The 26,249-nt window shown below is 67.0% G+C and carries 25 protein-coding genes, 1 other RNA gene and 1 riboswitch; of the genes, 16 read left to right on the top strand and 10 right to left on the bottom strand.

Features of this window, described 5'->3' with window-relative positions; genetic code table 11:
- The first annotated feature begins 52 nt into the window (after window positions 1–52).
- Window positions 53–886 carry a prephenate dehydratase gene (locus ACZ52D_RS10045; RefSeq protein ID WP_369928768.1) on the top strand — a complete coding sequence of 278 codons (834 nt, stop codon included), beginning with the start codon at window positions 53–55 and terminating at the stop codon, window positions 884–886.
- Window positions 887–1,094: 208 nt separating this feature from the next.
- Here ACZ52D_RS10045 and ffs read toward each other — a convergent pair.
- Window positions 1,095–1,193, bottom strand: an RNA gene (gene ffs, locus ACZ52D_RS10040) — signal recognition particle sRNA small type.
- Between the two features lie 62 nt (window positions 1,194–1,255).
- A complete protein-coding gene (locus ACZ52D_RS10035; RefSeq protein WP_222454750.1) occupies window positions 1,256–3,133 on the bottom strand; it encodes a 5'-nucleotidase C-terminal domain-containing protein in 1,878 nt (625 codons plus the stop codon).
- Between the two features lie 314 nt (window positions 3,134–3,447).
- Between ACZ52D_RS10035 and nudC the strand changes: the two genes are divergently transcribed.
- The 3 genes from nudC (at window position 3,448) to ACZ52D_RS10020 (ending at window position 5,873) form a co-directional block, all read left to right on the top strand.
- The gene (gene nudC / locus ACZ52D_RS10030; RefSeq protein WP_464441218.1) at window positions 3,448–4,431 is read left to right on the top strand and encodes an NAD(+) diphosphatase; all 984 of its coding nucleotides are present in this window, start codon (window positions 3,448–3,450) and stop codon (window positions 4,429–4,431) included.
- 99 nt (window positions 4,432–4,530) lie between these two features.
- Window positions 4,531–4,998, top strand: coding sequence for an SRPBCC family protein (locus ACZ52D_RS10025; protein ID WP_417473099.1), 468 nt, complete (start codon window positions 4,531–4,533; stop codon window positions 4,996–4,998).
- A gap of 139 nt (window positions 4,999–5,137) precedes the next feature.
- A riboswitch (cobalamin riboswitch) is annotated at window positions 5,138–5,354 on the top strand.
- 114 nt (window positions 5,355–5,468) lie between these two features.
- On the top strand, window positions 5,469–5,873 hold the full coding sequence (locus tag ACZ52D_RS10020; RefSeq protein ID WP_464441217.1) for a hypothetical protein: 405 nt from the start codon (window positions 5,469–5,471) through the stop codon (window positions 5,871–5,873).
- Window positions 5,874–5,944: 71 nt separating this feature from the next.
- On the opposite strand, the gene ACZ52D_RS10015 is transcribed toward ACZ52D_RS10020, so the two are convergent.
- Window positions 5,945–6,466, bottom strand: coding sequence for a protein-tyrosine phosphatase family protein (locus ACZ52D_RS10015; RefSeq protein WP_369928869.1), 522 nt, complete (start codon window positions 6,464–6,466; stop codon window positions 5,945–5,947).
- Window positions 6,467–6,709: 243 nt separating this feature from the next.
- Here ACZ52D_RS10015 and ACZ52D_RS10010 point away from each other — a divergent pair, with 243 nt between their 5' ends.
- The 3 genes from ACZ52D_RS10010 (at window position 6,710) to recR (ending at window position 9,726) form a co-directional block, all read left to right on the top strand.
- Window positions 6,710–8,530, top strand: coding sequence for a DNA polymerase III subunit gamma/tau (locus tag ACZ52D_RS10010; protein WP_417473101.1), 1,821 nt, complete (start codon window positions 6,710–6,712; stop codon window positions 8,528–8,530).
- Between the two features lie 88 nt (window positions 8,531–8,618).
- Window positions 8,619–8,963, top strand: a complete 345-nt coding sequence (locus tag ACZ52D_RS10005; RefSeq protein ID WP_222454744.1) for a YbaB/EbfC family nucleoid-associated protein — start codon at window positions 8,619–8,621, stop codon at window positions 8,961–8,963.
- Between the two features lie 163 nt (window positions 8,964–9,126).
- Window positions 9,127–9,726: a recombination mediator RecR gene (gene recR / locus ACZ52D_RS10000; protein ID WP_222454743.1), complete on the top strand. Its 600-nt coding sequence runs from the start codon at window positions 9,127–9,129 to the stop codon at window positions 9,724–9,726.
- Window positions 9,727–9,756: 30 nt separating this feature from the next.
- Here recR and ACZ52D_RS09995 read toward each other — a convergent pair whose 3' ends face one another.
- On the bottom strand, window positions 9,757–11,445 hold the full coding sequence (locus tag ACZ52D_RS09995) for a response regulator (protein WP_464441216.1): 1,689 nt from the start codon (window positions 11,443–11,445) through the stop codon (window positions 9,757–9,759).
- A gap of 257 nt (window positions 11,446–11,702) precedes the next feature.
- Entirely contained in the window at window positions 11,703–12,473 is a 771-nt protein-coding gene (locus tag ACZ52D_RS09990; protein WP_369928786.1) for a DUF1013 domain-containing protein, read from the bottom strand.
- Window positions 12,474–12,616: 143 nt separating this feature from the next.
- Here ACZ52D_RS09990 and ACZ52D_RS09985 point away from each other — a divergent pair, with 143 nt between their 5' ends.
- Entirely contained in the window at window positions 12,617–13,261 is a 645-nt protein-coding gene (locus ACZ52D_RS09985) for a ribonuclease T2 family protein (RefSeq protein WP_464441215.1), read from the top strand.
- Between the two features lie 157 nt (window positions 13,262–13,418).
- Window positions 13,419–14,276 (top strand): DUF2189 domain-containing protein, encoded by an 858-nt coding sequence (locus ACZ52D_RS09980; RefSeq protein WP_222454739.1) that lies wholly within the window; start codon window positions 13,419–13,421, stop codon window positions 14,274–14,276.
- 88 nt (window positions 14,277–14,364) lie between these two features.
- Here the strand turns inward: ACZ52D_RS09980 and ACZ52D_RS09975 are convergent, their stop codons facing one another.
- Both ACZ52D_RS09975 and ACZ52D_RS09970 read right to left on the bottom strand, forming a co-directional pair.
- Window positions 14,365–15,348 carry an NAD(P)H-quinone oxidoreductase gene (locus tag ACZ52D_RS09975; RefSeq protein WP_464441214.1) on the bottom strand — a complete coding sequence of 328 codons (984 nt, stop codon included), beginning with the start codon at window positions 15,346–15,348 and terminating at the stop codon, window positions 14,365–14,367.
- An 83-nt stretch (window positions 15,349–15,431) separates the two neighbouring features.
- Window positions 15,432–16,145, bottom strand: a complete 714-nt coding sequence (locus ACZ52D_RS09970; protein ID WP_369928792.1) for a COQ9 family protein — start codon at window positions 16,143–16,145, stop codon at window positions 15,432–15,434.
- A gap of 117 nt (window positions 16,146–16,262) precedes the next feature.
- Between ACZ52D_RS09970 and rpsU the strand changes: the two genes are divergently transcribed.
- Both rpsU and ACZ52D_RS09960 read left to right on the top strand, forming a co-directional pair.
- Complete coding sequence (rpsU, locus tag ACZ52D_RS09965) at window positions 16,263–16,469, top strand: 30S ribosomal protein S21 (RefSeq protein ID WP_005614280.1); 207 nt, start codon at window positions 16,263–16,265, stop codon at window positions 16,467–16,469.
- A gap of 757 nt (window positions 16,470–17,226) precedes the next feature.
- On the top strand, window positions 17,227–18,327 hold the full coding sequence (locus tag ACZ52D_RS09960; RefSeq protein ID WP_464441213.1) for a CAP domain-containing protein: 1,101 nt from the start codon (window positions 17,227–17,229) through the stop codon (window positions 18,325–18,327).
- A gap of 88 nt (window positions 18,328–18,415) precedes the next feature.
- Here the strand turns inward: ACZ52D_RS09960 and ppk2 are convergent, their stop codons facing one another.
- Window positions 18,416–19,333 (bottom strand): polyphosphate kinase 2, encoded by a 918-nt coding sequence (gene ppk2, locus ACZ52D_RS09955; protein ID WP_369928799.1) that lies wholly within the window; start codon window positions 19,331–19,333, stop codon window positions 18,416–18,418.
- A gap of 214 nt (window positions 19,334–19,547) precedes the next feature.
- Window positions 19,548–20,006, bottom strand: coding sequence for an Lrp/AsnC family transcriptional regulator (locus ACZ52D_RS09950; RefSeq protein WP_222454736.1), 459 nt, complete (start codon window positions 20,004–20,006; stop codon window positions 19,548–19,550).
- Window positions 20,007–20,143: 137 nt separating this feature from the next.
- Here ACZ52D_RS09950 and ald point away from each other — a divergent pair, with 137 nt between their 5' ends.
- The 4 genes from ald (at window position 20,144) to ACZ52D_RS09930 (ending at window position 23,556) form a co-directional block, all read left to right on the top strand.
- Window positions 20,144–21,262, top strand: a complete 1,119-nt coding sequence (gene ald, locus ACZ52D_RS09945) for an alanine dehydrogenase (RefSeq protein WP_464441212.1) — start codon at window positions 20,144–20,146, stop codon at window positions 21,260–21,262.
- A 229-nt stretch (window positions 21,263–21,491) separates the two neighbouring features.
- The gene (locus ACZ52D_RS09940; protein ID WP_464441211.1) at window positions 21,492–22,376 is read left to right on the top strand and encodes a hypothetical protein; all 885 of its coding nucleotides are present in this window, start codon (window positions 21,492–21,494) and stop codon (window positions 22,374–22,376) included.
- A gap of 188 nt (window positions 22,377–22,564) precedes the next feature.
- The gene (locus ACZ52D_RS09935) at window positions 22,565–22,804 is read left to right on the top strand and encodes a hypothetical protein (RefSeq protein ID WP_464441210.1); all 240 of its coding nucleotides are present in this window, start codon (window positions 22,565–22,567) and stop codon (window positions 22,802–22,804) included.
- On the top strand, window positions 22,801–23,556 hold the full coding sequence (locus ACZ52D_RS09930) for a sulfite exporter TauE/SafE family protein (RefSeq protein WP_464441209.1): 756 nt from the start codon (window positions 22,801–22,803) through the stop codon (window positions 23,554–23,556). Before ACZ52D_RS09935 ends, ACZ52D_RS09930 begins: the two co-directional genes overlap by 4 nt.
- A 19-nt stretch (window positions 23,557–23,575) precedes the next feature.
- Here ACZ52D_RS09930 and ACZ52D_RS09925 read toward each other — a convergent pair whose 3' ends face one another.
- Entirely contained in the window at window positions 23,576–25,198 is a 1,623-nt protein-coding gene (locus tag ACZ52D_RS09925) for a GMC family oxidoreductase (RefSeq protein WP_464441208.1), read from the bottom strand.
- 244 nt (window positions 25,199–25,442) lie between these two features.
- Between ACZ52D_RS09925 and ACZ52D_RS09920 the strand changes: the two genes are divergently transcribed.
- The gene (locus ACZ52D_RS09920) at window positions 25,443–26,249 is read left to right on the top strand and encodes a mechanosensitive ion channel family protein (protein ID WP_417473117.1); all 807 of its coding nucleotides are present in this window, start codon (window positions 25,443–25,445) and stop codon (window positions 26,247–26,249) included.

Genomic DNA, 26,249 nt, shown 5'->3' with positions numbered 1-26,249 from the left:
GACAGCGCGACGAAACGCCCATTTGCTGAAGTTTTGCACCGGAAACACACCCATGACCCGCAAGATCGCCATTCAGGGGGAGCTGGGCTCCTACAGCCACGAGGCCTGCCGCAACGCGCGCCACGACATGGAGGTGCTGCCCTGCCGCACCTTTGAAGACGCCATCGCAGCGGTCAAGAGCGGCGAGGCGGAACAGGCGATGCTGCCGGTCGAGAACTCGACCTACGGGCGGGTGGCCGACATTCACCGCCTGCTGCCCCACAGCGGGCTGCACATCATCGACGAGGCCTTCGTGCGGGTGCACATCAACGTGCTGGGCGTGCCGGGGGCCAAGCTGGAAGACATCCGCGAGGCGAAATCGCACCTGGTGCTGCTGCCGCAATGCGGCACCTTCCTGCGCGAACACGGCATCCAGGGCCGGGTCAGCCCCGACAACGCCCGCGCGGCCCGTGACGTGGCCGAGGCCGGCGACAAGCACGTGGCGGCCCTGGCCAGCGAACTGGCCGGCGAAATCTACGGTCTGGAGGTGCTGGCGCGCCACATCGAGGACAATGGCGACAACACGACCCGCTTCCTGATCATGGCGCCGGAACCGGATTACCGCCGTCGCGGTACCCACAGCATGATCACCAGCTTCGTGTTCCAGGTACGCAACATTCCCGCCGCGCTCTACAAGGCGATGGGCGGCTTTGCCACCAACGGCATCAACATGACCAAGCTGGAAAGCTATATGGTCGACGGCTCCTTCACGGCGACCCAGTTCTATGCCGATATCGAAGGCCACCCCGAAGATCCCAATGTGCAGCTGGCGATGGATGAGCTGAAGTATTTCACCACCAACGTCGAGGTTCTGGGCGTCTACCCGGCCAACCACGGCCGGTTCTGACGCCACGATTTCGGCAGTCGCCCCCGGTCGCGCCACGGCTTCAAACACCGGTCAAGTCAGCCTCCCTGCCTGCGTCCGCGCGGGCAGCAACCTCGTGCAGGCCATACCGCCGTTCTAGCGACGCGGCCGCTCTGGCACACCGAAATGACTGTCGCACGCCCATGTCGGGCGGATAATTTTCGAGTGCGTGTGTGGGGGGGGGGAGTTAAAGTGAGAGGCTGGACATCGACCCAAGCGGGGCTCGTTGTGGCTGCTTCCTTCCGGACCTGACCAGGTTGGCGAGGCGCTTGCCCGCGCCAACCTCTCGAATCCCGATATAAGGGGCATAATCCGGAATGACAAGGGCAGCTGCACACCCGCCAGACAGGACTAGAGATGCAGCTCCAGTTCCCAGAATCCCTGCTCATTGAACCCCCGTGGCACCGCCAGACCGGCAGGCAGTTCTGCCAGGTGGCGCGCCGCGCCCGGACCGGTCACCGCAACCGCGCGCGCACCCGGCAGGGACGCCAGCTTCCACGGGTAAGGCGCGGCCTCCAGCGGGTCGGTCTTCAGCCGTCCCTGCAGGTAATCACGCACCGCGTCCCGGATCAGCAGCGGCGGCAGGGACAGCTCCTCGGCCTCGTGCAACATCCGGAAACTGCCGCCGCCCCGCACCCGGTAGCTGTTGGCGGCAACCGCGAACTTCTGTTCGGGATCCACCGGATGGCCGCGCCACCGCAGCTCGCGAATGCGCCGGGCCTGCGGGTTGATGCGCTCTCCGGTGGCCGAGAACCGGGGCGGTTGCGACGGGTCGATGCGGTACTGCAATCCGAACATCACGTCGAAATTGTGCCCCGCGCGGGCCGGATCCGCCAGCAGCTGGCCACTGCGCCCGGGTGTCAGCCGGTTGAACAGCCCCGCCGACATCTCCAACCAGTCCAGCAACTGGCCGCCGCTCACGGTCACCACGCGCAACTCATTGGGGAAGATCTGCAAATCGGCGATATTGCGGGCGCTCAGGTCCCCGGCGGAAATATCGGTGTAGAACTGCGGCCCGGCGCGACCGCCGAACTTGCAGGGCGCCACCGCTGACAGCAGCGGCAGCTCTCCCGCGGCACTTTGCGCCAGCAGCGGCCGAACCGCCGCCGCCTGCGCCGCCGCGACCAGCGCCAGACCGCGGTCCGGCGCAAAGAAGGTGAAATAGGAATGCATCGCCACGTCCGAGGAACCGGCAGGCTGCCGCATGCGCTCCTGGGTGCGCTGATGGTCCTGCGACAACGCCGCCACCAGCTCGGGGGATTCCGCGGCCAGCGACTGGATCGCGCCGGCATTGCCCTTGCAGGCCACCGGCCGCAACCGCGCCTGTCCCGAGACCAGCCGCCAGCCCCCGTCCCCGTACCGCAGGTCGAGGTCAAGCACGCCCAGGTGCGAGCCATGGGCGCCGGGCATCACCACGGGCTTGTCCAGCGGATGCGCCGGATCCGGCAGCGTCAGATGGGTATGACCGCCCACCAGCGCATCGATCGGCGGCAAGGCCGCCAGCTGCTCCAGCGCATTTTCCGTGCTGTCGCCGCCGCCCGCCGCCGAAAGCGCGCCGCCGTCATCGCCAAGCCCGGTATGGGCCAGCGCCAGCACCACATCGCAGCCTTCCGTCTTCAGGCGCCAGGCCTGCTCGGCCGCGGTATCGACGATCCCGGTGGCGCGCAGCTGCCCCTGCAGCCCGCGACCACCCCAGACCAGCGTCTGTGGCGGCAGCACCGACAGCAACCCGATGCGCACAGGCGGCAGATCGGGACAGCTGTCCAGTTGCCGCTCCAGGATCGCCGCCTCTCCAAAAGGCAGGTGCAGCCCGGGCCGGGCCGCCCGCAGGTTCGAACACAGCACCGGGCAGCGCACGTCTGCCAACACCCGCGACAGCCGCTCCAGCCCGATATCAAAGTCGTGGTTGCCCAGCCCGACCGCGTCATACCCCAGCACGTCAAAGGCCACCGCCAGCGGATGCGGTCGGGTGCTGCCCGGCTCGATATCGCCGAGCGGCGCGCCCTGGAAACCGTCGCCATTGTCGACCAGCAAACAGGCCTCGCCGCGTGCCGCGGCTTCGGCGCGCTCCTCGGCGATCAGGCTGGCCACGCGCGACAGCCCGACGGCCGGATCGGCGCGGTCGGCATAATAGTCGTGCCCCAGCAGGTGACAGTGCAGATCCGTCGTGGCGAGCACGCGCAGCCGCCCGGAGGTCCGGGCGGGGGGCTTGTCCACCGCAACCGTCATGTCTGCTCCCGTGTCGGCACTTAGGGTCCGCTTCTGTAGGCTACGCTTTACCGCGTGTTTCTCCGCCCCATTTGAATCAGCGTTTTAACGATTTGCAAAGGCACCTTTTGAGTGCTGCGACATTTTTCTGAGCGCCGCCGTGACATGCTCTGCCGCCAAAGACATTTTGCACCCTGCCTTTTTGCCCCGCGAGCGCCTTGCTCCGATCGGGCGGTGTTGCGTTGCAGTGACAGGCAAGCCCGGATCGCGCAACATGGCTGGCTCCCGGCCAACCGGGCTGGCAAGGAAACCGCAAGATGCCTCGGGAGACCGCCATGAAACATGCAGAACAGGTGACTTTCGGTGGCGGTGCGCTGAACCGCGCCGCCCATCTGCGCACCGACGCTGTAGCGCTGGACGCAGCCTGGCGCGCAGCCGATGCAGCCGTGCTGCTGCTGTGGCGCGGCAAACCGCTGACCCGGCGCCCACAGGCAGAGGCTCCGCCACAGGGGCTTGCCCTGACGGCCCCCGATCACCCGCTTGTCGCCCCCCTGCGCGACACGGCCCTGTTCCTTGGCCTGACACCGCAGGGTGCACCGCGCTTTGCCTGCGACCTCGGCGACTGGCAGCCCGCGGATCTGGACGCAGCGTCGCTCGAGGCCTTCAGCGACGCCAGCGAACAGCAACACCCGGAACTGCCGCAGGGCCACGTCTTTGCCGAACTGCGCCGCATCATGACCATGCTCACGCCGCTGGAAGCCGAAATGGCCGCCACGGCAAAGGCGCTTCTGGCCTGGCACCGCAGCCACGGGTTCTGCGCCTGCTGCGGCGCGCCCAGCGTCATCGCGCAGGCGGGCTGGCAACGCCTCTGCCCTGCCTGCAAGGCGCCGCATTTCCCGCGCACCGATCCGGTGGTCATCATGCTCATCACCCATGGCGACAGCGTGCTCCTTGGCCGCTCGCCCGGCTGGCCCGAGGGGATGTATTCGCTGCTGGCCGGTTTTGTCGAACCGGGCGAGACGCTGGAAGCCGCCGTCCGGCGCGAGGTGCTGGAGGAGACCGGCGTGGAGGTCGGCGCGGTCAGCTACCTTGCCTCCCAGCCCTGGGCCTTTCCGATGTCGCTGATGTTCGGCTGCGCCGGCACCGCGCTGAGCCGCGACATCACCATCGACCCGGCCGAGATCGAAGACGCGCTCTGGGTCAGCCGCCAGGAGATGATGACGGCCTTTGCTGGCGAACACCCGTTGATCAAACCGGCCCGAAAGGGCGCAATTGCGCATTTTCTGCTCAAGAACTGGCTTGCGGACACGCTGGACTAGAGCGCATATTTGTGTCCAGCGCGAGAGGCACGCTCCCCCCTGTCACCGCACGGGGTACAACAGGCACGCACATCAGACATTCGGGACAGGCAGGCGAGCATGGAATTCAAAGGCAACGAAGATATCGAAGCACCTATTGCGGACGTTTTTGGGGCGATCTCCGACTTTGAACTGATGGAACGCTCCGCCCTGCGCCGCAGCATCGAGGTGCAGCGCACCGGCGATCCTGCCCACCCCGAGGCGGGGCTGACCTGGGATCTGAATTTTGCCTTCCGCGGCAAGCAGCGTGAGGCCCGGCTGGTCCTGGCCGACTATTCGCCGGTGACCGGCATGACCATCACCGGCGGTGGCAGCGGTCTGGATGGCCGCATGGAGGTGGAGCTGGTGCCCCTGTCCCCCCAGCGCACCCGCCTCTCGGTCCGGCTGAAACTGGAGGCAAGCACCCTGACCGGACGGTTGCTGCTGCAGTCTCTGAAACTGGCGCGCAACAACCTCAACCGTCGCTTCAAACTGCGCCTGGCCGATTACGCGGGCCTGACCGAGGCGCGGCTGAAGAGCACCGCCTGATCGCATCGCCCGACAGCCCCGGCTGGCGCCCCATTGGCAAGTCCATTGCAGGCAGACCTGCGGCCGCCGCGCGGTCGCCTTACGCTCCGTTCCTCCGGCGGCGGATGCGGATTTGCGATTGACGCGCCGGGTCCGCAGCCGCTACCGCTAAGGGGATGGTTCCCGCGCCGCGACGGATCGTGGCCGGGATGAAAAGGGAATGCGGTGCGTCCGGCCTCGGGCCGGACAAGTCCGCAACTGCCCCCGCAACTGTAAGCGGCGAGCGACCCCGGACAATCCACTGGCCCTCGGGCCGGGAAGGACCGGATCAGCATCGACCCGCAAGTCAGGAGACCTGCCATCACATGTGAAACTCGAACCCGGACGGGGCGTCCGGGCAGGGTCTGACGGCTGCGGTTGCCCGGCGACGGGCGGACTGGCACCGCTTCTCCCCCTGCCCCTCTGCCCCGCCACGCGCGGAGGGCGCATTGATGATTTGGAGCGACCAGACCCACGGCTACACGGCCACCGACTGTCCCGACCTGGGCCGTCCCTGCCCGGCAGCGGAACGCATGATCACCCGGTTAGCGGCGGCGTTGACGCAGGCGCGTCCGCTGACGCAGGAGGATTTTGAAATCACCGGCAACACCGTGCTGGACGGCTGCCCCAAGTCCTGCCCGGCGCAATTCGCCGCCAGCCATGACAGGATCCGCATCTACTGCGGTGTCGAGGCCCAGACCCCGCGGGCCGGGCTCGACCGTTTTGCGGATGCCATGTTCGGCGCCGGCGACAGTGGCTTTGCTGCCACCGCGGCAACGGCGCGCCCCTGCGCCCTGATCGAGGCGATCCCGAACCCCGCCCACGCACAAGCCGCAACGCAGGTTCCGCTCGGCTGACGCCTCCCGGCCCCCGCTACCGCGCTCGCGACCTGCGCCGTTGGCGGTCCGGCCCCGGCTGCTGCATGTCTTCAGCTGGGGCGCCGCAGCCGCATGCGACCGGCGTAGGCCCATTCCATCTGGGCCTGGGTCTCCACCGCGCAGGGGCGCAAGCTGCGCAGCCGCGCCAGCGCCTGCGCCGGCAGCTCGCCGGCTTCGATCATCAGCCGCAGCACCGCCATGCCAGAGCGCCCGCAGCCGCCCTTGCAATGTACCAGCACCCGACCGCCTCCGGCCAGCGCGCGCCGCGCCTTGCGGCTGGCGGTCGGCCATTTCAAGGCCACCCGCCTCGACGGGGTGTCGAAGTCCGCCACCGGCAAGTGGATCCAGCGACAGGCCATGCTTTGCAGATCCGCGCCCAGGCGCACACCGCCCGCGGCGACTTGCTCCGCCTCCGTTGTCATCGAGATCACCAGCCCCGGCTTCCACGCGTTGATCTGGGCGAGATCACCGACATAATCGCCACCGCTCCCCGGCAACTTGCACAGGGCCAGCAGACCGCCGCCAACCGACAGGGCGTGAAGGGTCAGATTGACGGGGTCGTGAGCCGCCATCGGCGCGGGCGTCGGCTGCTCCGCCACGCCAGAGGTTTTGTCAGAATGCATGGCGCCTCCCTGCCTGCGCGCGCCCCGCCCGATCCCACCCGGGCCTTACCACCGAGTCTAGCCGCGCCAGCCGCAAATCCCAAAAGGTTTTTCCGCCGCCCCGCGCCGCCCTTCTGCGGTGGACGAACCGGGCGCGCTCCAATACCCTGCGCGATACGCGGCATAACCAATCCGAATCCGGCACGAGACACCATGAGCGACACCCCCAGCGAAAGCGGCCCATCCCAATACCAGGTACTGGCGCGCAAATACCGGCCCGAGACCTTTGCCGACCTGGTCGGCCAGGACGCCATGGTCCGCACGCTGAAGAACGCCTTTGCCGCCGACCGCATCGCCCAAGCCTTCATCATGACCGGCATCCGCGGCACCGGGAAGACCACCACCGCGCGGATCATCGCCAAGGGCATGAACTGCATCGGCGTCGACGGCACCGGCGGCCCGACCACCGACCCCTGCGGCAAGTGCGAACATTGCGTGGCGATCATGGAAGGCCGCCACGTCGACGTAATGGAGATGGACGCCGCCTCCCGCACCGGCGTCGGCGACATCCGCGAGATCATCGACTCGGTGCAGTACCGCGCCGCCTCCGCGCGCTACAAGATCTACATCATCGACGAGGTCCACATGCTGTCGACCTCCGCTTTCAACGCCCTGTTGAAGACGCTGGAGGAGCCGCCGGCGCATGTGAAGTTCATCTTCGCCACCACCGAGATCCGCAAGGTGCCGGTCACCGTTCTGTCGCGCTGCCAGCGCTTTGATCTGCGCCGCATCGAGCCGGAGGTGATGATCTCACTGTTGCGCCGGATCGCCACCGCCGAAGGGGCCGAGATTGCCGATGACGCGCTGGCGCTGATCACCCGCGCCGCCGAAGGCTCGGCCCGCGATGCGACCTCGCTCTTGGACCAGGCGATCTCCCACGGGGCGGGCGAGACCACCGCCGATCAGGTCCGCGCCATGCTGGGCCTGGCCGACCGCGGCCGGGTGCTGGACCTGATGGACATGATCCTGCGCGGCGACGCCGCAGGTGCCCTCACCGAGCTCAGCGCGCAATATGCCGAAGGCGCCGATCCCCTGGCGGTGCTGCGCGACCTGGCCGAGATCACCCACTGGGTTTCGGTCGTCAAGATCACCCCCGACGCCGCCGAGGACCCCACCGTCAGCCCGGACGAGCGCGCCCGCGGCCTGGCGATGGCCGAAACCCTGCACATGCGGGTGCTCAGCCGGATGTGGCAATTGCTGCTGAAGGCGCTGGAGGAAGTGGCCGCCGCCCCCAACGCGATGATGGCCGCCGAGATGGCGGTGATCCGCATGACCCATGTGGCCGACCTGCCCACCCCAGAGGAACTGGTGCGCAAGCTGAAGGACGCAACCCCGCCGCCCCTGCCGCCAAATGGCCCCGGCGGTGGCGCGATGGCCGGTATGGGTGGCATGGGCAGCGCCCCGGGGGCACCGGCCTCGGGCGCCCCGGTCGGCTATGGCCAGCCGGAGCCCGGTCCGGGCGGCCCCGGCAGCGGGCCGATGGCCCATGGCGGTGGCGGCACCATGGCCGCTTTGGCGCCACAGGTTGATGCCGCTCTGGCCCGCTATCCGACGTTTGAACATGTCGTCGAGCTGATCCGCAGCCGCCGCGACGGCCTGCTGCTGGAGTATGTCAAAAGCTACGTGCGGCTGGTGGCCTATCAGCCCGGGCGCATCACCTTCCAGCTCACCGAGGATGCACCGCGCGACCTGACCAAGCGCCTCAGCGAGCAGCTGAAGGCCTGGACCCATTACAACTGGTTCTTCTCGATCGTCAGCGAGGGCGGCGGCGAAACCATCAGCGAGCGCGAGAATGCCGCCGAAAACGCCCTGCGCGCCAAGGCCAGCGAACACCCGCTGGTGCAGGCGGTGCTGGAAAGCTTCCCGAAGGCCAAGATCACCCGCATCCGCACCCCCGAGGAGCTTGCCGCCGAAGTGGCCGCCGAAGCCTTGCCCGAGGTCGAGGACGAGTGGGACCCCTTCGAGGAGGGCTGACCGCGGCAGCGCGGCGAAGCTGCCCCTTGTTTCATGGCCCCTGCCCCCGTATCTAGCGGGGCAAACCGGAATTCTCAGGAGAGATCACATGCTCAAAGGCCTCGGCGGTCTTGGCGACATGGCCAAGATGATGAAATCGGCTCAAGAACTGCAAACCAAGATGACCGAGATGCAGGAAGAGCTGCATAACCTCATGGTCACCGGCGAGGCCGGCGCGGGTCTGGTCAAGGCCACGGCCTCTGCCAAGGGCGACCTCAAGGGGCTGGACATCGACCCCTCGATCTTCAACGGCGACGACAAGGAAGTGGTCGAGGACCTGATCCTGGCCGCGATAAAGGACGCCCAGGCTAAGGCCGCGGAGAAGGCCAAGGAAGAAATGGCCAAGCTGACCGAAAGCATGGGCCTGCCCAAGGACATCAAGCTGCCGTTTTGAACACGGCGCCATACCTCTGCAAAGGGCGGTCCCGACGGGGCCGCCTTTTCCGTGACCGCGGCCCGCCCACGGCGCAAACAAAAGCCGAACATTTTGCCGCCGTGCCCTTGCGCTCCCCCCGCGGCATCAGCCTATATGAGAGGCAGAACAAAGGCCCGCGCACATGATCCGCAACTCGACCAGCGACATCGAAGACCTGATTGCCCTGATGGCCAAACTGCCGGGCCTCGGGCCGCGTTCGGCACGCCGCGCGGTTCTGCACCTGATCCGCAAGCGCGGCCTGCTGCTGGCGCCGCTGGCCGAAACCATGGCCGAAGTCGCCGCCACCGCGCGCGAATGTCTCAACTGCGGCAACATCGGCACCGCCGAGATCTGCCCGCTCTGCACCGATGAGGAGCGCGCCAACGGCGAACTTTGCGTGGTTGAGGATGTCTCCGACCTCTGGGCGATGGAGCGCGCGCTGGTGTTCAAGGGCCGCTACCACGTGCTCGGCGGCACCCTGTCGGCGCTGGACGCGGTCGGGCCCGAGGATTTGCGCATTCCGCGGCTGATCGACCGGGTGTCCACCGAAGGCATCACCGAGGTGATCCTGGCGCTGAACGCCACCATCGACGGGCAGACCACCGCCCATTACATCGCCGACCAGCTGCAGGGGAAGGTCAAGCTGACCTCGCTGGCGCAGGGCGTGCCGATCGGCGGCGAGCTGGACTACCTCGACGACGGCACCATCTCCGCGGCCCTGCGCGCCCGCAAGGAAATCTGACCCCAGCCATTCCGACGGCCGCCTCGCCAGTCAGCCAAGCACCGCCTGGTAGAGATGTTCCTTGGTGAAGGGCTTGTCCAGCACCTGCACATCCGCCAGCGCCGGAAAACCCGCATCGGCGGCGCTAATGGCAAAACCGCTCATCATCACCGCACTCAGCCCCGGCTGCGCGGCGCGCAGCTGCGACAGGGTTTCCCAGCCGCCCCGCCCGGGCATGTTCATGTCGATCACCGCCCCGTCGAACGGCCCGCCGCTTCCCTGAAGCGCCAGCGCCGCGTCGCAGCCATCCGCCAGGGAAACGTCGCACCCGCGCAGCTTCAGCAGCCCAGCCACCGCCCGGCGTACGGTTTCTTCGTCGTCCACCACCAGGATGCGCCGCCGGTCCGCCATCGACGGCGGCGGCGCTGCGTCCCGGGCGGCTGGATCCGGCGCGGTCTCAGTCGCGGTCTCGGGCGCGATCTCAGGCGGCGCATCCCCGCCCTCGCGCCCGGCGCACAGCAGCTGGCGCACAAGGCCGGTCGCCGCCTGCACCCCCTCGGCCACCACTTCAACGTGGCGCTCTGCCGGATGACCGCCGCCGAGGCAGGCCAGGGCCAGCTCGGTGCGCCCCTGCATGGCCGCCAGGACGTTGTTGAATTCATGGGCGACCGTGCCTGCAAGCTGATCAAAGCTGCGCGCCTCGGGCGCAACCGGCGCGGCCCGCTCCTCCTCGTTGCGGCGCCGGTCATCGCGGCGGCGGCGCAGGTCCCGCCCGATGCGGGCCAGGAAGACCTCGATCAGCCGATTGTCGAGACCCGCGCGCTCCAGCTTCCGGTCATGCAGCAGGGCGAAATGGCCGATCATCTGGCCTTCAGCGTCCCGGATCGCGAAGCCGAGATAGCTCTGCAATGCGCATATCTCCTCCGCGCCGCCCGCGGCAAAGGAGACCTGCCAATCGCCCGCCTCCAGCACATCGCGGGCCGCGTGGGCTTCCGGCTGGTCACGCAGGCTGGCGCAAGGCGCGCCCGCAAAGGACACCACCGCATCCGCCGCCACCGGCAGCCGCAGCCCCCCGGCGCAGCAGGCCAGAACGCGATAGCTGTCGGTCGTCTCCTCCCGCCGCTCCGCGATGAAGGCCGCGCGCGCATTGAAGGCCCGCTGGAGCTGCTCCGCCAGCCAGCCAAAGGTCTCCGCCGTGCCCGCCCCGTCGCAACCGACGGCCAAGGCCGCCAGCGCGGCCTCGACCTGCATCGCGGCCACTTCTGCGGCCAGCCGTGGCCGATGGGCGTCCATCAGGGCCGCCACCTGTTGACAGAGGTCGGCAGGGACCGCGCGCCGCCACGCCGCCTGAATCAGGCCCATGGCCTCACCATCTGCGCGGCACAGCGCCACGCCGACATAGCTCTGGATCCCTTCCTCGGCGCAAATCTCATCCCGCGGGAAACGGGCCCGGACGCCGTCCGCCGTCACCTGAACGCGCCCCTGCCGCAGCACCTCTCCCGCCGCGGTCGCTTCGCACTCCATGTCCAGATCATCCACCGGCAGCCCATCAAAGCGGCTGACCAGGCACCGCACCCGGTCGACCGCGCCGATCCGGCGGTCGCCGATGGCCACGAAGTCGGCGCCGAACTGCCGCGACAGCTGCTCGACCAGCGCCTCGCAATACGCCCTGCCGCCCAGCAGCGCCCAGGGGTCCGGTTCCGCGCCGCCACCCGGCGCCGCAACCATTGCTTCACTCATCACTCGCACTCCTGCCAGCCCCAGGGCCGATCACGCGTGCCCGGCTGGCGATACAGTCAACACAATACCCCTGACACCGGCCCGACCGCGACGAGACCACGGTCGCCCCCGCAGGGATCGCAAACGCGCCGTCGGCCGCGCTGCCCTGTCAGACTAACAAAAAATGCCACGGGTCCGAACGGGCGGATCCGTGGCATTTTAAGGATACTTCAGCGACGCAACGGGGCTCAGCCAGCCCCAGCCACGTGCCGCAGCGCTCAGCTGCGGGAATCTTCGTCCTCGTCCTCGTCGGCATCGCCATCCGACGGCAGGTTGAAGAAGCTGTCCGCGTCGAGGATGTCGGCCTCCGGCTTCTCCTCTTCGTCGGCAGAGCCGCCACCGAGTGTGAATGTCTCCAGCCCTTCGATCGCGGTCGGGATCTTCGGCTCCGCTTCCATCTCCAGCGACTGCTCGGTGGAGACCAGCTTGCGGCGCTCGTCGTCGCTCATCACGCCGCCTTCGGCCGCCTTCTTGGCCGCTGCCTTCTGCACCGCGGCGTCCAGCTCGGACTGTTTGCACAGGCCCAGCGCCACCGGGTCGATCGGCTGCATGTTGGCGATGTTCCAGTGGGTGCGCTCGCGGATCGACTGGATCGTCGGCTTGGTGGTGCCCACCAGCTTGGCAATCTGACCGTCGCTCAGTTCCGGGTGGAACTTGACCAGCCACAGGATCGAGTTCGGACGGTCCTGACGCTTGGACAGCGGCGTGTAGCGCGGGCCACGGCGCTTTTCCTCACCGGCGGCTGCCGGGTTGAACTTGAGCTTCAGCTTGTGCAGCGGGTTGTTTTCGGCCTTGTCGATCTCTTCCTGGGTCAGCTGGTTGTTGGCGATCGGGTCAAAGCCCTTGACGCCCACTGCAACTTCGCCGTCGGCGATGCCCTGGATCTCCAGCTCGTGCATGCCGACGAAATCGGCGATCTGCTTGAAGCTGATCGTGGTATTGTCCACCAGCCACACGGCGGTTGCCTTGGCCATCAACGGTTTTGCCATGTGCTCATCTCCTTATAACACCTGATCCCCGGATACATCTCTCCCGCCGCCTGAAATGGCGTCCCCGGCTGGCGGGGCAGGTTTCCGTTGTCGGGGAACTTCAGCCCTATATAGTCGGCATCGACGCATAAGGAAAGAGGCCAATGCCGAAGTTGTTTTGCGGGCTGATTGCCCTGCTTGCCTGCCTTGCGGCCCCTGTCGCCGCCGAGGGCGAACCCGCGGGCGAGTTCGACTACTACGTGCTGGCGCTCAGCTGGTCTCCGAACTGGTGCGCCCAGGAGGGCGACGCCCGCAAGGCCGACCAGTGTCATCCGCGCCACGATCATGGCTGGACCCTGCACGGGTTGTGGCCGCAATTCCACCGCGGCTGGCCCAGCTACTGCCGCACCGCCGTCGCCCCTCCCAGCCGCGCCATGAGCCGTGACATGGCCGACATCATGGGCAGCCCCGGTCTCGCCTGGCACCAGTGGAAGAAACACGGCACCTGCGCCGGACTGAGCGCGCAGGCCTATTACGCCCTGATGCGCGAGGCCTACAACCGCATCACCCGCCCTGCCATCTTCCGCAAGCTGACCAAACCGGTGACCCTCCCGGCCTCGCTGGTCGAGGAAGCCTTCCTGCAGGCCAACCCCGCGCTGACCCGTGACAGCGTGACCATCACCTGCCGCGACGGCGCCATTCAGGAAGCCCGTATCTGCCTGTCCAAATCGCTGGAGCCGGTGCCCTGCGGACGCGACGTGATCCGCGATTGCACCCTGGAAAACGCCCGGTTCGCGCCCATCCGCTAGAGGCGGGACCCAAAAATCGTGTAGAGCGACGCAGCGCGGGGCCCAAAATGGCCCCGGCAGCGGATTTTTCCCGATTTCGTGCTAGTATTACTCCTGCGTGCCGTCGCTGGCTCCGCCTCCCACGGCACGTCCGTCTGGTCAGCGAGGAGGTACAGCCATGGCTAAGACAATCGGAAACCCGCTCAGCTGGCTTCTGCAAGGCGCGGAAACCACGGGCACGCATCTCGGTCGCACCGTCGAGGAACTGGGCAGCACAGGCGTTCACAGCCTGCCCGAGGTGAACCGGCTGACATTCAGCGATCTCGGATATGCGCTGCGCCGCGGCTTCGAGGACTTTGCCGCCTGCCGCAGCGATGCGATGTTCCTGGTGCTGATCTACCCGGTCATCGGGGTGCTGCTGATCGCGATGGGGCTGTCACTGAACCTGCTGCCGTTGATCGTCCCGGTGATCCTGGGCTTTGCCCTGGTCGGTCCGGTGGCGGCGGTGGGGCTTTATGAAATGTCGGCCCGCCGCGAGGCCGGGTTGGAACCGCGCTGGATCGATGCGCTGGCGGTGGTACGCTCCCCCGCCTTTGGCGCGATCGTGGTGCTGGGGCTGTATCTGGCGGCCCTGTTTATCCTGTGGCTGGTGGCCGCGGACATGATCTACAGCCGCACGCTTGGGCCGGAACCACCGGCCTCGATCGCCAGTTTCGCCAATGCCGTTCTGACCACCCGCGAGGGGTGGATCATGGCGATCGGCGGCGGGCTGGTTGGCGCGGTGTTCGCCCTCGCCGCGCTGGCGATGAGCCTGGTGTCCTTCCCGCTGCTGCTGGACCGCCATGTCGGTCTGCCCGTGGCCGTCGCGACCTCGATGCGGGTGCTGCGCAGGAACCCCGTGGTCTGCCTGGCCTGGGGCATCCTGGTCGGCACCGCGCTGGCAATCGGCGCGATCCCGCTGCTGACAGGTCTGATCGTGGTGGTCCCGGTGCTGGGGCATGCCACCTGGCATCTCTACCGTCGCGCGGTGAAATAACCGCCACGGCCACCTGCAGGCGCATCCCGCCGGCAACATGCGTGCAGGGGCGAGCCACCGGCCGCCCCTGCCTGCCTGATCACGTGCCTCAGCCGACCTTCAGGACGATCTTGCCGATATGCCCCGAGGCCTCCATCCGCGCATGCGCCGCATCGGCCTCTGCCAGCGCGAACTCGCTGTCCATCACCGGCGCCACCCGGCCCGCCGCCAGCAACGGCCAGACCTTCTGACGCAGATCCTGCGCGATCCGCGCCTTGGCCAGATCGCTTTGCGGGCGCAGGGTCGAGCCGGTCAGCGTCAGCCGCCGGGTCATCATCTGGGCAAAGTTCAGCGCCACCTTGGGCCCCTGCAGAAAGGCGATCTGCACCAGCCGCCCGTCATCCGCCATCGCCTTGATGTTGCGCGGGATATAGTCGCCGCCGACCATGTCCAGCACCAGATCGGCGCCGCCCTCCGCGCGCATCACCTCGACGAAATCCTCCTCGCGGTAGTTGATGGCCCGCTCCGCCCCCAACGCAAGGCAGGCCTGGCATTTGGCTGCGGACCCGGCGGTGGCAAAGACCCGCGCGCCGAATTCGCGCGCCAGCTGGATCGCCGTCGTACCGATCCCGGAGGAGCCGCCATGCACCAGGAACCGCTCCCCCGCCTGCAGCCCACCACGCCCGAAGACATTGGACCAGACGGTAAAGAAGGTCTCCGGCAGGCAGGCCGCCTGTTTCAGATCCAGCCCCGCGGGCACCGGCAGGCAATGCGCCGCCGGGGTGGCCACGAATTCCGCATAGCCGCCGCCCGGCAACAGCGCGCAGACCTGGTCGCCCACCGCGACCCCTTCGGCGCCGGCGCCGACGGCGACCACCTCGCCTGCGGCCTCCAGCCCCGGCAGATCGCTGGCACCCTTGGGCGGATCATAGGCCCCGGCCCGCTGCAGCGCATCGGGGCGGTTCACCCCGGCATAGGCCACCTTGATCACCACCTCGCCGTGGCGCGGCTGCGGCACCGGGCGCTCGCACAGCTGCAAGACCTCCGGCCCGCCGGGTTTGGTGATTTCCACTGCGCGCATCATCTGTGTCATCGGGCTGCCTCCTGCTGATCCTGCCCCCTGCCTAGCATCCGGGGTTGGCAGCGCAAACCGCAAAGACAGGCGCAGGAGCCCCCTCAGCGGCGCGGGTTGACCGACCCCGGCAGATCATCGCGCCCCTTGGGCGGCTTGATCTGCTCGGCCAGCCAGTTCGGCCCGGCCAGCAGCGGCTTCAGCAACGGATTCTTCTGCAGGCCCGCCTTCAGCTTTTCGAAATCCATCACGTTCTCGATCCGCCGCTCCAGGAAATCCCAGGTCGCCTGGTGGCCGGGGCTGTCGTCGCCCAGCCAGTAGAGCACCGTGGCCGAATAGACCCCGGCCAGCGACGCGCGCTTGGTGTACCAGTTGAGATCGTCCGAGCCGTCGCCCAGCGCTTCCCAGATCAGATCACAGGTGCCCCAGATCGCCTTGACCCCATCCGGCGCATATTGCGGCAGCGTCAGCAGCGTGGTGCCACGCCGCACCGCCTCCTTGTCGTCCACCGCCTCCAACCGGAAGCGCACCGCCGCGATCACCTTGTCGCGAAACCGCAGCCCCGACAGATCCTCCGTCGCAAGCCGGGCCAGCATCGCCGAATCGCCGCGCGCATGATAGGCCAGCGCTAGGTCCACGCCGCCGCGCGGGCAGACCGCATGGGCCAGCACCTCCGGCACCTCCGCATCCCGGCAGGCGGCGCGGAAGGTGGCCTCGGACCAGCCATCGAACGGCACGTGCAACAGCGCCGCATCCAGCAGTTTTTCCTTGAGGTCTCCCTCGGCGTGATCCTGTGCGTGATCGTGGTCTTGGCTCATCTCACCCTCCCGCTGGCAGCGTCCTCACACCCTACTAGACAATATCGCGACACTTTGCTATACGGCGGCTTCCTGCAATTCCTTGCAACTCCAACTTAGAAAGGTGGTGAAAACCACATGCAGGTTAGTGTTCGCGACAACAACGTCGATCAGGCGCTTCGTGCCCTGAAGAAGAAGCTCCAGCGCGAGGGCGTTTTCCGTGAAATGAAGCTCAAGCAGCATTTCGAGAAACCGTCCGAGAAAAAAGCGCGTGAGAAAGCTGAAGCGATCCGCCGTGCCCGTAAACTGGCACGCAAGAAAGCCCAGCGCGAAGGTCTGCTCTAAGCACACCTTGCTCTCCAGCTTCGGACAGCACTAGGTTGGCCTTTGTGTCAGCCATTCGATGATAAGACGACCCCCGCGGCCCCGCCTCGGGGGTTTGTCGTATCCGGCCCGAGTCAATGCCGCGCGCGCCCGCCGAAATACTGTTAAAGCGTGAAAATTCCAGCAAACTCATCTTTAGGGTGTATTTCTTGTTTAGCATATGCTAATAAGGAGATACGGCGGGGTTAGCCTGATGCGTTTCCCTTATCGCACCCTCGCCTGCCGGGACTGGAACACCCGGCTTGAAGTGTCCCGGGTCTGGCGCGCCCCCACCAATTTTTGCGCCCGCCTTGCCGCCTGCACGCAAGGCACAGCCTGTCCGGGACCTTGAAATACCGGGCGCCTGCTCTCCCCCAAGCCGGCGTCCGGCCTTCCTCCCCTTCCCTCCTCCACCCGCGGCTGAACCGAACGACAGCCCCCAAACACCCCGCGCCGCCGTCACCCCGGACCGGCGGAGCTGCCGCGCAGGCCGGAACCGCGAGGAAGCGTCACACCGGCAGCGATCCGCTGCGTTCTGCCGGGGTCGGCAAAAGCGTGCCGTCAACGGTTGCCCCGTGCGGATTGCGCGCGGTTTTCCGCGTAGCGCGCGCACCCCGATGGCAGAGGCCTGCCGCTATTAACCCTGTCACAGCCCCGCCCTTTTCGCGCCTTAAAATTCCGTTAACCGATGGAAGACCGCCGCCTAGACGGCCCTTTTTTCTTTCGGAGCACGACCCTGATGTCACAGGCAAGCGAACTTGAGCGGCAGATGCTCGACCTCATCAACGCCGAGCGCACGTCCCGCGGGCTGAACCCGGTGCAGCTGGAACTGCGCCTCAACGATTCGGCCGAGGACCACAGCAGCTGGATGCTGCAACAGGATGTCTTTTCCCACACCGGTGCGGGCGGCTCCAGCGCCGGGCAACGCATGGAATCCGCCGGGTTTCAATTCTCCGGCTCCTGGACCTGGGCCGAGAACATCGCCTGGCAAAGCACCCGCGGCGCCCCCGGTCTGGCAGACGATGTGGCCGACCTGCACAACTCCCTGATGAACAGCCCCGGCCACCGGGCCAATATCCTCAGCCCCGATGTCGAGCTTGTCGGCATCGGCATCGAACAGGGCAACTTCGATGGCTGGGACGCGGTGATGGTGACCCAGAACTTTGCCCGCACCAGCGCCCCGGTGGAGTTGGACAACGCGGCCCCGACGGCCAGCGCCGACAACAGGCCCGACGCCAACGTCGCCACCGAGGGTGACGACAGCCTCAGCCTGAGCAGCGCCGGGAGCCTGCAAGGCCTGGCCGGCAATGACACGCTGAACGGCAGTTCCGGCAGCGACGATCTGGGCGGAGGCGACGGCCGCGACCTGCTGACCGGGCGCGGCGGCGACGATGCGCTCTCCGGGGGCAGCGGTCGCGATACCCTCTCCGGCAACCAGGGCAGTGACGAGCTGCAGGGCGGCGGCGGTCTGGATCGCCTGCGCGGCGGCGGCGGCCGGGACAGTCTCGACGGTGGCAACGGCAATGACCGGCTCTGGGGCGGCAAGGGGCGCGACACGCTGGACGGCGGCGGCGGCAACGACCTGCTTCACGGCGGTGGCGGCGGCGACACCTTCATCTTTGGTCGCGGCGACGACACGGTCAAGGATTTCGACGCCAGCGCCGCGGGCGAGCGCATCCACCTCGGCGCAGCGGACGGAATCACCGACTACGCCGACCTGATTGCCAACCATGTCGCCCAGACCTCGGGCGGGCTGCAGATTACCGATGCGGATGGCGACACGATGCTGCTGTCGGGGATCACCACCCAGAGCCTGCAGGCCGACGACTTCCTGTTCTGATCCGGGCTGTTCTTATCCGGGCCGGGGACCGGATCCGAAACGGGCGCGCCATCGTGGCGCGCCCGTTTACCTTTGCGTGCAGCCGGTCTCAGTAGACCTTGGGCACGTACAGTTCGTCCGGCAGCACCCGGCGCTCGTAGTCCGGGTTGTACTCACGGTCCGGCAGCTCGACCTTCTCGCTCGGCACCTCCTCGTAAGGTATCTTGGTCAGCAGGTGCTCGATGCAGTTCAGCCGTTCGCGCTTCTTGTCGTTGCCCTCGACAATGAACCAGGGGGCCTCGGGGATGTTGGTGCGCGCAAACATCTCCTCCTTGGCCTTGGTGTACTGTTCCCAGCGGATCCGGCTCTCCAGGTCCATCGGCGACAGCTTCCACTGTTTCATCGGGTCGTGGATCCGCATCATGAAGCGCAGCTGCTGCTCTTCGTCGGTGATCGAGAACCAGTATTTCAGCAGGATGATGCCCGAGCGCACCAGCATCCGCTCGAATTCGGGAACGTCCTGAAAGAACTGTTCCACCTGGTCGTCGCTGGCAAATCCCATCACCCGCTCGACCCCGGCGCGGTTGTACCAGGAGCGGTCGAACAGCACGATCTCCCCCGCGGCCGGCAGATGCGGCACGTAGCGCTGGAAATACCACTGGCTCTGTTCGCGGCGGCTGGGTGCGGGCAGCGCCACCACCCGCGCAACCCGCGGATTCAGGCGCTGGGTGATGCGTTTGATCACGCCGCCCTTGCCCGCCGCATCGCGGCCCTCGAACAGGATGCAGACCTTGGCGCCGGTATGCTGCACCCAGTCCTGCACCTTGATCAGCTCGGCCTGAAGCCGCAGAAGGTTGCGGAAATAGACCTTCCGGTCCAGCATTTCCGGGTGCTGTTCGCGGTAGATCTTGCGGATCTCGCGCGACAGCATCGGTTCTGCGAACTCGATCTCGATGTCCTCATCCAGCGTGTCCTGCAGCTCCGCTTCCAGCCAGTCGAGGGAAGCGGTTTCAAATTCGCGGGTCACAGGCAGGACTCCTTCCTTGTCAGGTCATGCAGACACCGCCCTTAGGGACGGCATGTAACGGTTTGATGTCGCAGTGCCGGGCGCGGGACGATTCCCCTGCTTGGCGCAGGGTCCGGGGCGTCCGGCGGGGCTGACCCAAGGACAGCGGAAATCCCGACCGGGTTCAAGCGCAAAAGCGCGACGCCCCTGCGCCCGGGCCCCGCATCCCGGCGGATCAGACCGGAAGTGCCGTTGTTTTGAACACCGTCCGCAGGGCAAAGCTCGATTGCATCTGCGCCACCCCGGGCAGGCGCGACAGATGCTGGCGGTGGATGCGGGCGAAATCATCGGTGTTTTCCGCCACCACCTTCAGAATGTAATCCGCCGTGCCCGCCATCAGGTGGCACTCCAGCACATCCGGGGTCAGCGCCACGGCCTTCTCGAAGGCGTCCAGCAGCTCATCCGCCTGCCCCGACAGGGTGATCTCGACGAACACCGTGGTCGGCACGTTCATCTTGCGCGCATCCAAAAGCGCGACATACTCGCGAATGTAGCCCTCCGCCTCCAGCCGCTGCACCCGCCGGTGGCAGGCCGAGGCCGACAGGTTTACCCGTTCCGACAGGTCGGCGTTGGAGATCCGTCCCTGCTTTTGCAAAACCGAAAGTATGCGACGATCTGTTTCGTCTAGCGCCATATGTCGAAGATCCTTGCGTCAGACCGGCAGTATAACCAAAGAATCTTCGATTGGCATGTTTTTATTTCGCTTAAAAAAGCAGCACATTTTGTCGGAACTGCGGCAAAATGTCCTCCACAATTTACGGAGGAAATCCCATGAAGATCGGCTGCCCAACCGAGATCAAACCGCAGGAGTTTCGCGTCGGCATGACCCCGGACGCCGCTCGCGAAGCCGTGCACAACGGCCATGAGGTCGTTATCCAGAAAGGCGCCGGCCTTGGCGCTGGCTTCACCGACGAGGATTATGCCGCGGCCGGGGCGGTGATCCTCGACACCGCCGCAGAAATCTTTGCCACCGCGGACATGATCGTCAAGGTCAAGGAACCCCAGGCGGTTGAGCGCAAGATGCTGCGCGAAGGTCAACTGCTGTTCACCTACCTGCACCTGGCACCGGACCCGGAGCAGACCAAGGACCTGCTGGAATCGGGCTGCACCGCGATTGCCTATGAAACCGTCACCGACGACCGCGGCGGCCTGCCGCTGCTGGCGCCGATGTCCGAAGTGGCTGGCCGCCTGGCACCGCAGGTTGGCGCCTGGACGCTGCAAAAGGCCAACGGCGGTCGTGGCGTGCTGATGGGCGGCGTGCCCGGCGTGGCCCCGGCCAAGGTGGTGGTGATCGGCGGCGGTGTCGTCGGCACCCACGCGGCCAAGATCGCCGCGGGCATGGGCGCGGATGTGACCGTGCTGGACCGCTCGCTGAACCGCCTGAAGTACCTGGACGACGTCTTTGGCGGCACCTTCAAGAACCAGTACTCCACCGCCGGCGCCACCGCCGAGCTGGTGCGCGAAGCCGACATGGTGATCGGCGCGGTTCTGATCCCGGGTGCGGCGGCGCCGAAACTGGTCTCCCGCGCGCAGCTGTCGGACATGAAGCCCGGCGCGGTGCTGGTGGACGTGGCCATCGACCAGGGCGGCTGCTTCGAGACCTCCAAGGCGACCACCCATGCCGAGCCGATCTACGAGGTCGACGGCATCATGCACTACTGCGTCGCCAACATGCCGGGGGCGGTTGCCCGCACCTCGACCCAGGCGCTGGGGAACGCCACCCTGCCGTTCCTGCTGAACCTGGCCAACAAGGGCTGGCGTCAGGCCTGCGAGGACGATCCGCACCTGCTGAACGGCCTCAACGTGCATGCGGGCCAGCTGACCTACTACGCCGTGGGTGAAGCCCTGGGGATCGACGTTCTGTCGCCGAAACTGGCGCTCAAGCAGTAACGCACCGCCCCTTCCAACCCCTCCCAAGCCCCGCCCCTCAGGCGGGGCTTTCCCGTTTCGGGCCACCGCTCCGAGGTCGCAACAATCGCCGCCGATTGTTTCCGCACATCACGTGCCGAACCGTCACAAAGTTTGTTAAAATTGTGCCCATATTGCGATGTGCCCGCCCCACGGAGGTCGGCCTTAGGCGGCGCGCGCAGCGATTACCGGCCATGGGGGATCAAACACAGTGCCTGAGAACACAAAAGTCTTTACATACGAAGCAGAAGGCCTCGCCTACTCCGTCACCGTCTACGAGGAAGCGGGTGCCTTTTATGCCGACATCACCGTCGGCGAAGGCGCGATGGACGTAAACGCGATCTATTTCGGCGACGAGGATTTTTCCGGCTCCAGCGAATCGCTGAAAGGTCCGCTGAACATGAACGGCGCCAGCCTGGACGGCGAAAAGGTGCAATGGGACGCGGCCACCGAGCTCAGCAGGCCCGGTCTCGGCCCCGAGGGCGAGGACAAGGAAACCTACCTGCAGACCGGCGACACCATGACGGTGGAACTGGACGCCGCCAGCCTGGACGACATCAGCATCTTCGGCATCCGCGCCACCTCGACCACCACCGAAGAAGGCTCGATCAAGGCCGTCAGCGGTGACCCGCAGGAACCCGAGGAGCCGGAAGAGCCCACCTATGAAAAGGTGTTCTTCGGCGAAGAATTCTCCGACACCGGTTTTCCGATCAGCGGCGCCTACATTCTGGACGAGGAACCCGACCCCAACCCCTACAACAACCTGGCGCTGCCCGAGGGCACCGAGGCGACCTTCGAGAACTACCTGTCCTTCTACCTCTCGGACGAGGTCGGCGGCGACCCCGCCGCGCTGGAATCCGTGGTGTTCTACGGCACCGACCCGGACGGCAACCCGCAGGAGCTGTTCCGCCTCGACGCCCCCGAAGGCGGCTTTGAGGACGCCGACGACGTGCTGGCCGCCTATGACGAGGCGCTGATGGACATGGCAGAGACCTCCGGCGAAGACCTGATGGCGGCGCTCAGCCTCGAGGACGACGGCAGCGCGGAGATCGGCGCCGACAGCGACCCCGAGGTGGAGGACATCGACCTGGCCTAAGGGGCGGCCTGCGCCCCACCGCATTTTTTGGATCGAAACGAAATGGCCCTGCCCTGTCGGCGGGGCCATTTTCGTGCGGCCCCGCGCATCCCTCTCGCCGAAAATATAGCAGGCCAATTTGCAGACCAATCCACGGCGCAGCACAAAGGCGCTCTCCAAGAATCCAGGAGACCGACCAGGAGAGCGCCATGACTGAACCCCACCAGAGCACCCGCCGCGCAGGCACCGATGGGCCCGCCGCCGACACCGAGGCGCAGGTGTTCCGCGATCTCGAAGCCGCCCGCGCCGCCCGCCACGCGCTGGAGGCCACCGCGGCGGTGGTGCTGGAATACCCCGACCGCCGCAGCCTGATGCAGCGCCTGCGCGCCCGCCTGCCGCTGTCCGCAGGCCAGCCCGGCGGTGCGGAAAGATCCAGGCGCCGCACATGAGCGTCGCCGAAACCCTGCTGCTGGCCGCCGCCGGGCTGGCCGCGGGCATGCTCAACGCCGTGGCGGGTGGCGGCACCTTCCTCAGCCTGCCCGCCCTGATCCACATCGGGGTGCCGCCCGTTGCGGCCAATGCCACCGCCACGCTGACCGCGCTGCCCGGGTACCTCAGCAGCGCCTGGGGCTTTCGCCACGACATGCGCGCCGAGGGCCGCCTGTCGTTGCGCGCCATCGCGCTGATCGGCGCGCTCGGAAGCCTGCTGGGAGCTGTCTTGCTGATCGTGACGCCCGGCGAGACCTTCCTGTGGGTGGTGCCCTGGCTGCTGCTGCTGGCCACGCTGATGTTTGCCTTCGGCCCCCGCCTGCTGCGCCTTGCCCGTCGCCACGGGGCGGGCCAGGTCGGCGCCGTCGCCTCGGCGGCCGCACTCACCGCGGTGTCGATCTACGGAGGATATTTCAACGGCGGCCTCGGCATCATGCTGCTCGCCACCTTCGGGTTCATCGGCTACGTCAACCTGCACGGCATGAACGGGCTCAAGAGCCTGCTGTCGGCGGTGGTTTCACTGGCCTCGGCGGCGATGTTTATCAGCGCCGGGCTGATCGCCTGGGAGCCCGCCCTGATCATGGCAATCAGCGCAACCGTCGGCGGCTACCTCGGCGCCCGCCTCAGCCGTCGCATTCACCGCACCGACCTGCTGCGCCACTTCGTCACCGTCATTGGCCTCGGGATGACACTGCTGTTCTTCCTGGACTGAAACGCCCTTGCGGCGGCGGCTAGCCTGCCTGGGCCGGGCGCAGGATCATGTCGGCGGCCTTTTCTGCAATCATCACCACCGGCGAGGCGGTGTTGCCGGACACGATCCGCGGCATGATCGAGGCATCCACGACGCGCAGCCCCTCGATGCCGTTGACCCGCAGCTGCGGATCCACCACCGCCGCCGCGTCGCTGCCCATGCGGCAGGTGCCGACCGGGTGAAAGATGGTGGTGCCGATATTGCCCGCCTGCTCCAGCAGCTCCGCATCGCTTTGCGCCGCGGGGCCGGGCAGGATCTCCTCCGGCGCATAGGGCGCCAGCGCGCGGGCCGTCATGATCTGCCGCGCCTGCCGGATCGAGGCCACGGCCACGCGCTTGTCGGCCTGCGCCGACAGGTAGCCCAGCCGGATCTCCGGCTGCTGCGCCAAATCGGCGGTGGTGACATGGCTGCTGCCGGTGCTTTCCGGGCGCAGGTTGCAGACAGAGACGGTGATCGCCGGAAACCGGTGCAGCGGATCACCCAGCTTGTCGGTGGACAGGGGCTGCACGTGGTATTCGAGGTTCGGCATCTCCAGCGAGGGGTCCGACTTGGTGAACATGCCGAACTGGCTTGGCGCCATCGACATCGGCCCGCTCTGGTTCCAGGCGTATTGCGCCGCGATGCGCAGCTTGCCGGTCCAGGAGTTTGCCAGCGTGTTCAGCGTCTTGGCGCCCCGCACCTTGAACACGGTGCGCAGCTGCAAATGGTCCTGCAGGTTCTCGCCCACCGCAGGCAGCGCGTGACAGACGGAGATGCCCAGCCGCTGCAACAGTTCCGGATTGCCGATGCCCGACAGCTCCAGCAGCTTGGGCGAGTTGATCGCCCCCGCCGCCAGCAGCACCTCGCGCCGCGCCTCAACCCGGTGCAGCTGGCCGCCGCGATAGAATTCGACCCCGGTGGCGCGGCGACCCTCGAGCGTCAGCCGCGCGGTCTCGGCATGGGTCAGCACCCGCAGGTTCGCCCGCTTCATCGCCGGGCGCAGAAAGGCCTTGGCGGTGTTCCAGCGTACGCCGTTCTTCTGGTTCACCTCGAAAAAGCCCGAGCCCTCGTTGCTGCCATCGTTGAAATCCGCGCGCGGCAGGATGCCGAACTCCTTCGCGCCCTCCTGCACCGCGCGCAGGATGTCCCACTGCAGCTTCTGTTTTGCGACCTTCCACTCGCCGCCTGCCCCGTGCAGCGCACTGGCGCCGCCATGGTGGTCCTCGGACTTCAGGAAATAGGGCAGCACGTCCTGCCACGACCAGCCGGGATTGCCCAGCTGCCGCCACTGGTCGTAGTCGGTGGACTGCCCGCGCATGTATATCATCCCGTTGACCGAGCTGCAGCCGCCCAGCACCTTGCCGCGCGGATAGACCAGGCTGCGCCCGTTCAGCCCCGGCTCGGCGGCGGTCTTCATCATCCAGTCGGTGCGCGGATTGCCGATGCAGTAGAGATAGCCGACCGGGATATGCACCCAGTGGTAATTGTCCGACCCGCCGGCCTCCAGCAGCAGCACCCGGTTGGCGGGGTTGGCGCTCAGCCGGTTGGCCAGCACGCAGCCGGCGGTGCCACCCCCCACGATGATGTAGTCATACTGCCCCTCGAGCGGGTTGGCCTTCCCCATGCTGTCATCCCTCCCTGACGGTCGCCCCTCAGCGATACTGGCCGTCGGCCCACCCGGCGCAACAGGAAAGCACCGCCTTACGCGCGTCATGGGGGCCAGCACGTTGCCGATTGGGCACAGCGGCGTCGGGGCCACCTGTGGTTGAGCCGCGCCACGACGATCTTTCCCCCCTGCGCGCTATTGCCACAGCCGGCGCTTTCCGAAACATTCGCCGCACAGAGAAAAACCATTCAGGACAGTGAAGATGGAACAGATGATGGAACAGGCAGGCGCCTATTGGCCCCTGCTGGTGAGCGGGGTGAAGGCACTGGTGGTGCTGGTCCTCGGCTGGATCGCCACCGGCTGGATCAGCACCGCGGTGCGCAACCGGATCAACAACACCCCGCAGATCGACCCGACCCTGGGCAATTTCGCGGCCAGCGCGGTCCGCTGGGTGCTGCTGGCGGTGGTGCTGGTTGCGGTCCTGAACATCTTCGGCATCGAAGCCACCAGCCTGGTCGCCATGCTGGGCGCCGCCACCCTGGCCATCGGCCTCGCGCTGCAAGGCACGCTCAGCGATCTGGCGGCCGGCTTCATGCTGATCCTGTTCCGCCCCTACCGGATCGGCCAGTTTGTCGACATCGGCGGCACCTCCGGCACGGTGAAGGATCTGAACCTCTTCGTCACGGAACTGGCCACCGCCGACAACGTGCAGATCATCGTGCCCAACGGTCAGGCCTGGGGCGCGATCATCAAGAATTTCTCGCATCACCCCACCCGCCGCGTCGAGCTCGTCTTCGGCATCGACTACGGCGACAACGCCGACGAGGCCAAGGCGATCATCCTCGAACAGGTCAACGCCGATGCGCGCGTGCTGCAGGATCCCGCCCCCTGGGTCCGGGTCACCAACCTCGGCGACAGCTCGGTGGATCTGACCACCCGCGTCTGGTGCAAGTCCGAAGATTTCTGGGAGCTGAAATTCGCCCTCACCCAGGGCGTGAAGGAAGCCTTTGACGCCCGGGGCATCTCCATTCCCTACCCGCACAGCGTGGAAATCCAGAAAGAGGGCTGA

The organism is Leisingera sp. S2M4 (assembly GCF_055398055.1).
This window is presented reverse-complemented; position numbering and strand designations above follow the sequence as displayed.